This window comes from Paenibacillus abyssi (assembly GCF_014640295.1).
GTDB classification, from domain to species: Bacteria; Bacillota; Bacilli; order Paenibacillales; family Paenibacillaceae; genus Paenibacillus_D; species Paenibacillus_D abyssi.
Genome location: NZ_BMGR01000010.1, coordinates 228,228 through 235,058, shown reverse-complemented (window position 1 = coordinate 235,058; position 6,831 = coordinate 228,228). Strand labels below are relative to the sequence as shown.

Below are 6,831 nucleotides of genomic sequence, written 5' to 3'. Positions count from 1 at the left end.
CTACTCCAATAGTGACATTTTCTCGGACGAGTTAGGGTGACATTTTCTCAGACAATTGACAGAGGATACGGAGGAAGCGGGACGATTGCCTATCATTCATGAGGTGATAACTGCGTGATTGGAAGTGAAAAGTGTACGATGGCAATGCAGGTTCGCGGGTAAGGAACCGGGGTTTTATCGGATAATATTCCTAAAGCAAGAAGGATAAGATAATACCGCGGCCAAGGTGCCTGAGGAACGTGCATGCGAATACAAAACATGGTAGGATGAAGTAGAAATGTAACAGGGAGGCTGCGATGATGAGAGATCCACGATTGCAAAAGCTGGCGGAAAATTTGGTCGGTTATTCGATTGACGTTCAGCCCGGCGAAAATATTTTGATTGATATGATTGGATCGGAACGCGAACTGGCGAAATGCCTGATTGAAGAAGTAGCGAAGCGCGGAGGCCGTCCGTTCGTTGAGACGAGCGACAGGTCTGTACTGCGATCCATGCTTAAACACGCGACAAAAGAGCAAATGGAGCTTTGGGCTGAATTCGACCTTAACCGTATGAAATCGATGCAAGGTTATATCGCGGTACGGGCAGGAGAGAACGTGAACGAATTAGCGGATGTGCCGGATGACAGAATGCGATTATACGAGCAGATCTACCGCCACCCTGTCCATTTGGAACAGCGTGTGAAGAAAACAAAGTGGGTCGTGCTGCGTTATCCGAATGCTTCGATGGCCCAATTGGCCAATATGAGTACAGAAGCTTTCGAGGATTTTTATTTTAACGTGTGTAATTTGGATTATGCCAAGATGGATGCAGCGATGGATCCGCTCGAAGCTCTGATGAACCGGACGGACAACGTGAGGATTGTTGCTCCCGGGACCGACCTGACCTTCTCAATCAAAGGCATTGGCGCAAAGAAATGCTCCGGCCACCGAAATATTCCGGATGGCGAGGTATTCACCGCTCCTGTTCGCGATTCTGTTGAAGGGACGATTAGCTACAATACGCCAAGCGTATATTCGGGCGTCACGTTCGAGAACATCGTCTTTCAGTTCGAGAAGGGTAAGATTGTCAATGCGACAAGCAATGATACGAAACGGATAAATGAGATTTTGGATATGGATGAAGGGGCTCGGTATATCGGCGAGTTCAGTATCGGTTTTAACCCCTATATTATGCATCCGATGAAAGATATTTTATTTGACGAGAAGATTGCGGGCAGCATGCATTTTACTCCAGGCCAAGCCTACGAAGAAACCGATAACGGCAACCGCTCTTCTGTTCATTGGGATCTTGTGCTGATCCAGCGTCCGGAATATGGCGGCGGGGAGATCTATTTTGACGATGTTTTGATTCGAAAAAACGGGCGATTTGTCGTGCCTGAGCTGGAGCCGCTTAATCCTGAAAATTTGAAATAATATCTAAATTTTTTTGTGAACTTTGCCCTTGAATGTGTTGGGAAATCAAGGTATGATGTAGAAAAGATTTTACAGAACACAATCATTTTGGAGGGGATTCGCATGTCCAATAACGCAGCAATCGTAGACATTTCCCAAATAGCTAGCCGATTCCGGTCTTCCATCGTTCTCCAAGCGGAAAACAAGTATATCGATGTTAAAAGTATACTCGGTTTGTTCACGACTTTGGTAAGCGGACATTCCTATGAGCTTCATGTTCATGGCCCGGATGCCGATGAAGCAAAAGCGGCAATGGCAGAAGTGTTTGCCAAGCACAATCTGGCAATTTCCATTGTAGCCGACTAATTGAACGATATTACTTAGATAAAGCATCCTCCGGTTTTGCACGGATTGGGTGCTTTTCTGTTTTGTCCTTGTGTATTGAGGCAATTTCGACTAATATAAAAGGTATAGAAGACGGCGACGAACGCGCACAGGGGGGAGTACATTGTCTTCATCGGATGTTATGGTGCATATGCATCAAAAAGCGCTTCATCTTCTCCAGGAAGATGCAAATAAAATTGAAAAGTTGATCGAGGTTCAGATGGAAAATCTGGCCACTCGTAAATGTCCACTATACGAGGAAGTTCTCGATACGCAGATGTATGGTTTCTCTCGTGAGGTTGATTTTGCGGTACGTGCCGGATTAATCCCCGAATCGGCAGGCAAGCAGATTTTGGTCAAGCTGGAAAGAAACTTAGCGCAGCTGTATGAAGCGTTAAACCCAAGCGAGTAGTCTCTGCATTCGGAGACTACTTTTTTTGTTTACACAAGATAGAACGCGATACCTAATATGAGATACACCATAATGAGAAGAGCGCCTTCATACCAGTTGGTTCTGGCGTCCCTTGAAACCGATTGAGCGATAAAGACGGCTACTGCGATTGCCGTCAGTTCAATTGGCGTGAATAAAATATCCATCGTTTGACCGAACAAAGTGCTGACAAATATAAGCACCGGAGCAACAAACAAAGCGATTTGCAGGCTGCTTCCGATAGCGATCTCGACGGCTGCGCCGATCTTGTTCTTCATGGCCAGCATAACGGCTGCGCTGTGTTCTGCGGCGTTGCCGACAATGGCGATGACGAAGGCGCCTATGAACAGCTCGGAGAGCCCGAATCTGGCGGAGAATGTATCCAATGTACCGACCAGCCATTCACTGACGAGAGCGACCATGACCGTTGCAGTGATGAGATACAAAACGGAGGTCCGCTTGGACCATGCAGGCTCCTCTCCATGATCAGGCGGGGCTTGTTCATCGGCGAGAATATCCTTATGGGTAATCATGGAGAAAATTAGCCAGAGTAAATAAGACAGGATAAGAATGCCGGCAACGGACAAGCTTAGAATCTCATCCTTGCGAACTGAAAAATTTTCCGATGTGACAAAAACTGCCGGAACGAACAGCCCGATGACCGCCATAATCATCAGTGTCGCATTGTGGCCTGCAGCTTCGACATTGTAATGCTGCTGTTTGAATTTAATGCCGCCGAGCAGCATGCTGAGGCCAAGCACCAGAAGCAGGTTGCCGATGATCGCTCCTGTCAAGCTGGCTTTAACCATATCGAACAAGCCCTCTCTCACAAGAAAGATGGCGATAATCAATTCCGCTGCGTTGCCGAACGTAGCGTTCAGAAAGCCGCCTAGCCGCTGTCCGGCATAATGAGCTACGCTTTCCGTGGCTTTGCCTAGAAAACCGGCTACAAACAAGATGGCGATTGCGGAAAACGCAAATTGCGCGATCATGTCCCAATGGGCATAATGGGCAATACCGCTCAGCGCAAAAGTTACGATGAGCATGATAAAGAATGCATTTTTCTTCATTTCATAACACCCCATTCACTGCCGTTAGTATATACGGATGTTAATCTTTTAATTAGCCGTGATGCCTTCTTGCTTCGTTTGGGCGCTTCCAGTACAATGAGAACATATGGAAGATGAGGAGTGAAGAATATGACCGAAGACCTTCAAACCGGTATGATTCGAATTTCTGACGATGTTGTCTCCACTATTGCCGGCCTCGCAGCGCTGGAAACACCAGGGATTGCAGCAATGTCGGGCGGGATATCCGAGGGTTTGGCGAAACGTCTGAGCGGCAAAAATGTTCAAAAGGGCGTCTCGGTCGAAGTGGGCCAACTCGAAGCGGCAATTGACCTGAGGGTAATTGTTAAATATGGCATTCCGATTCAGGAAGTATGCAGAGTGCTGCAGGATAATGTTCGTGAAGCGGTTGAGAACATGACTGGATTAAACGTAGTGGAAGTGAATGTAAAGGTAGAGGGTGTGGCCTTGAAGGAAGATGAGCTTGAAGAGGTACACCAATTTCGCGTGAAATGAGACACAGCTTATAAAAAACAGCCCGCTATCGTGACCATTAGCGGGCTGTTTTTTTGTATCTATCGTTTGATCGTTCCGGGTTGTTATACTCTCTTGAAATACTGAGCAGGATGCCGATACTGGCAAGTGTAACAAGCATGGACGATCCGCCATAACTTATAAAGGGGAGCGTGACCCCGGTAATCGGCATGAGTCCCGTCACCCCGCCAATATTTATAATCGCCTGTACAGCAATTAATCCTACGATGCCAACTCCGACCACCGTTCCATAAACGTCGGGGCAGCGCAGGGCGATAATGATTCCGCGCCATAAAAAAAACAAATAAACAAGCAGAAAAATCATGCTTCCGATAAACCCTAACTCTTCTCCAATGACGGCAAAGATGAAGTCATTATAAGCATAGGGGAGATAGTGAAGCTTTTGGACACCATGCCCGAAGCCGGCCCCCGTAAATCCACCGTGTCCAAGCGCAAAGAGCGAATGCGCTAAATGGTAACCGCTGCCGAGCTGATCCTCAAGCGGATTCATAAAAGATGTAAATCGATTAATCCGATATTGCCATGCCCCCGGGTTAGATGCCATCGAAATGCTGACCATCAATGAGACGATTACGGATATGATGGCTCCCGAGTAGAGAACGTGCTTTAAATTCGATCCGCCGGCAACGATCATAATCGCTGCGCAAGCGGCGAGAATGAGACATGATCCGAGATCGGGCTGCAGCATGATCAAGCCGCAAATGAAACCGACTACGATCATGACAGGAAGCAGCCCTTTTTTGAAATCACGAAATGTCTCTCCTTTTTTGGAGATCAGTCGTCCCAAATACAAGATAAGAGCCAATTTTGCAAACTCGGTGGGCTGAATCCCTAAGGAGCCTACGCCGAACCAGCTTCGTGCGCCGTTGACCTCCTTACCTACGAATGGCACCAGCATTAGAAGCACTAGTACCGGCAGGAAGTAAATAATAAACCACTTCTTGAATATCTCGTAGGGGATATTCATCAGCGTGAGCATGGCGATTGAGCCAAGCCCGACCCACAATAACTGACGCTTCGTGAAATAAAGCGGATCACGATTGTATAAATCACTTGCAACGGCAATATTGGAGCTAGCGCTGAGAACCATGACCAGACCAAAACCGACAAGAAGGAGCGTGAAAATTAAAAGCAGAAAATCCGGCCTGCCCCGGAGGCCGTTCTGCGGTTTTTTCATAATGAGCTCCCCGCTTTACGCAAGCAGTTTCTTAAGATCTTGTAAACGCTGTGTAGCGGTGTTTAAGATCGGCTGAGGCACCGGAGATTCATATTCCAAGCCGTGCGGGAACGTTGCCCGGCCGATATAAACCGATTCAATAGCGAGTACCGCATGGGCTTGTTCAAGCTTGCCTTCAACTGCGCGGGTATTAATGCGAAGGAAGTACTCCGTTTTGCTTGCGCGGTCTTCCAGCTTCAAATCGTATGTAGCGCGGTAATATTCCCACTGCCAACGAACAAAACCAAGTTTCCCTGCGGACTCATCAAGGTATGCCAATTCGCTAGTCATGCCATTAAGGCCTGTATTTTCGATAATCACGGAAAAATCCCCTTTCATAGTGCCTTACCTTATTCTTTATTCATGATAGTATGTTTCCCCTGCTTGTGCAAGCCTTAGTCGCCCTCCTCCAACTTGGGAAAAGTGACATTTTTACGAAATATGAAGGGAATATAATAGGAGGCGCTCTTCCGTTTCTCACCGTTGATCTGTTAAAATGAAACATATAATGAAGGGAATTAAATTCATGCTTAAAGGAGGATTTGCCTAATGTGCGCGAACAGAAAAGCTGCGGAAGCGCTGCAAAGCCTCTTTCCCGACATGGTAGGATGGCGTAGATATTTGCATCAATATCCGGAATTATCCTTTCACGAAAAAAAGACCTCCAGATATATTGCCGAGCAGTTAGCTGAATTAGGCTGTGAGGTGAAGAGCGGTGTCGGTGGCTACGGCATTGTGGCAACGATAAAGGGCGGCGAGCCGGGCCCTACCGTTGCATTGCGGGCGGATATCGATGCTTTGCCAATCCATGATGAAAAAACAACGGAATACGCATCCAAGGTGCCGGGTGTCATGCATGCCTGTGGACATGACGCACATACGGCTACACTGCTTGGCGTGGCTAAATATTATAATGAACAGCGGGCATCGCTGAAGGGAAACCGCAGGCTGATTTTCCAGCCTGCTGAAGAGGTTTCTCCAGGCGGTGCGCTTCCGATGATTAAAGAGGGCGTCTTGGATGGAGTGGATGCGATCTACGGCGTGCATCTATGGACACCGGTTCCGTATGGAAAAGTAGCTTCCAGACCCGGTGCGTTTATGGCGGCCGCAGATGAGTTCTCGATTGAGGTGATTGGCAAAGGTGGCCATGGGGGCCTGCCGCACCAAACGGTTGATGCGATTATTGTGGGGAGCGCGCTCGTACAAGCGCTTCAAACCATCGTCAGCCGCAACGTGAATCCGCTTGAGCCAGCTGTCGTATCGATCGGTTCGTTCCATGCCGGCAATACGGCGAATGTCATTGCTGAACGGGTGGAGCTGCAAGGTACGGTACGTACATTCAATACGGAGACGAGAGATTTTATCAGACAGCGGATAATGGACATGGTGCAACAGACTTGCTCGCTGTTCGGAGCTGAGGGCCGTCTCAATTACCGTGAAGGCTATCCGCCGGTGCTTAACCATAAGCAGGAGGCGGAACGCTTTTTCCGGATCGGACGGGAGATTGTTGGTGAGCAGCAGACGCTTTACTCGGAGCTAATCATGGCCGGAGAAGATTTTTCCTATTATCTGCATGAAAAGCCTGGCTGTTTTATGTTTGTAGGCGCAGGCAAAGAATCGTTACATGCAATCTATCCGCATCATCATCCGAAGTTTGATCTGGATGAGAGGGCTATGGTTGTTTCCGGAAGCTTGCTGATCGGTATGGCAGAGGATTATGTAAACGGTTCGGCGCCCTGCTGAAACATTTGGAAGAAGGCCTCGTTCATCGTTATGCATGGCTTC

The 6,831-nt window shown here is 47.9% G+C and carries 8 protein-coding genes; 5 read left to right on the top strand and 3 right to left on the bottom strand.

Annotated elements, in window-relative coordinates; genetic code table 11:
- Positions 1-299 precede the first annotated feature (299 nt).
- The 3 genes from IEW11_RS16325 to IEW11_RS16315 all read left to right on the top strand — a co-directional run bounded on the left by IEW11_RS16325 (position 300) and on the right by IEW11_RS16315 (position 2,190).
- The gene (locus IEW11_RS16325; RefSeq protein ID WP_188532129.1) at positions 300-1,415 is read left to right on the top strand and encodes an aminopeptidase; all 1,116 of its coding nucleotides are present in this window, start codon (positions 300-302) and stop codon (positions 1,413-1,415) included.
- A 102-nt stretch (positions 1,416-1,517) separates the two neighbouring features.
- The gene (locus IEW11_RS16320) at positions 1,518-1,760 is read left to right on the top strand and encodes an HPr family phosphocarrier protein (RefSeq protein ID WP_188532128.1); all 243 of its coding nucleotides are present in this window, start codon (positions 1,518-1,520) and stop codon (positions 1,758-1,760) included.
- Between the two features lie 142 nt (positions 1,761-1,902).
- A complete protein-coding gene (locus IEW11_RS16315; RefSeq protein WP_188532127.1) occupies positions 1,903-2,190 on the top strand; it encodes an Fpa/YlaN family protein in 288 nt (95 codons plus the stop codon).
- A gap of 29 nt (positions 2,191-2,219) precedes the next feature.
- On the opposite strand, the gene cax is transcribed toward IEW11_RS16315, so the two are convergent.
- A complete protein-coding gene (gene cax / locus IEW11_RS16310; protein WP_188532126.1) occupies positions 2,220-3,278 on the bottom strand; it encodes a calcium/proton exchanger in 1,059 nt (352 codons plus the stop codon).
- A gap of 129 nt (positions 3,279-3,407) precedes the next feature.
- Between cax and IEW11_RS16305 the strand changes: the two genes are divergently transcribed.
- Positions 3,408-3,791 carry an Asp23/Gls24 family envelope stress response protein gene (locus IEW11_RS16305; protein ID WP_188532125.1) on the top strand — a complete coding sequence of 128 codons (384 nt, stop codon included), beginning with the start codon at positions 3,408-3,410 and terminating at the stop codon, positions 3,789-3,791.
- A 37-nt stretch (positions 3,792-3,828) separates the two neighbouring features.
- Here the strand turns inward: IEW11_RS16305 and ftsW are convergent, their stop codons facing one another.
- On the bottom strand, positions 3,829-5,007 hold the full coding sequence (gene ftsW, locus IEW11_RS16300) for a putative lipid II flippase FtsW (RefSeq protein WP_188532124.1): 1,179 nt from the start codon (positions 5,005-5,007) through the stop codon (positions 3,829-3,831).
- A 15-nt stretch (positions 5,008-5,022) separates the two neighbouring features.
- The gene (locus IEW11_RS16295; RefSeq protein ID WP_188532123.1) at positions 5,023-5,367 is read right to left on the bottom strand and encodes a YugN family protein; all 345 of its coding nucleotides are present in this window, start codon (positions 5,365-5,367) and stop codon (positions 5,023-5,025) included.
- 228 nt (positions 5,368-5,595) lie between these two features.
- Between IEW11_RS16295 and IEW11_RS16290 the strand changes: the two genes are divergently transcribed.
- Positions 5,596-6,789: a M20 family metallopeptidase gene (locus IEW11_RS16290; RefSeq protein WP_188532122.1), complete on the top strand. Its 1,194-nt coding sequence runs from the start codon at positions 5,596-5,598 to the stop codon at positions 6,787-6,789.
- The last annotated feature ends 42 nt before the right edge of the window (positions 6,790-6,831 follow it).

Bases quoted from the DNA above. Each gene is read 5' to 3' on its own strand.
- IEW11_RS16325 (WP_188532129.1), top strand. From the start codon at position 300: ATGAGAGATCCACGATTGCAAAAGCTGGCGGAAAATTTGGTCGGTTAT.
- IEW11_RS16320 (WP_188532128.1), top strand. From the start codon at position 1,518: ATGTCCAATAACGCAGCAATCGTAGACATTTCCCAAATAGCTAGCCGA.
- cax (WP_188532126.1), bottom strand. From the start codon at position 3,278: ATGAAGAAAAATGCATTCTTTATCATGCTCATCGTAACTTTTGCGCTG.
- IEW11_RS16305 (WP_188532125.1), top strand. From the start codon at position 3,408: ATGACCGAAGACCTTCAAACCGGTATGATTCGAATTTCTGACGATGTT.
- ftsW (WP_188532124.1), bottom strand. From the start codon at position 5,007: ATGAAAAAACCGCAGAACGGCCTCCGGGGCAGGCCGGATTTTCTGCTT.
- IEW11_RS16290 (WP_188532122.1), top strand. From the start codon at position 5,596: ATGTGCGCGAACAGAAAAGCTGCGGAAGCGCTGCAAAGCCTCTTTCCC.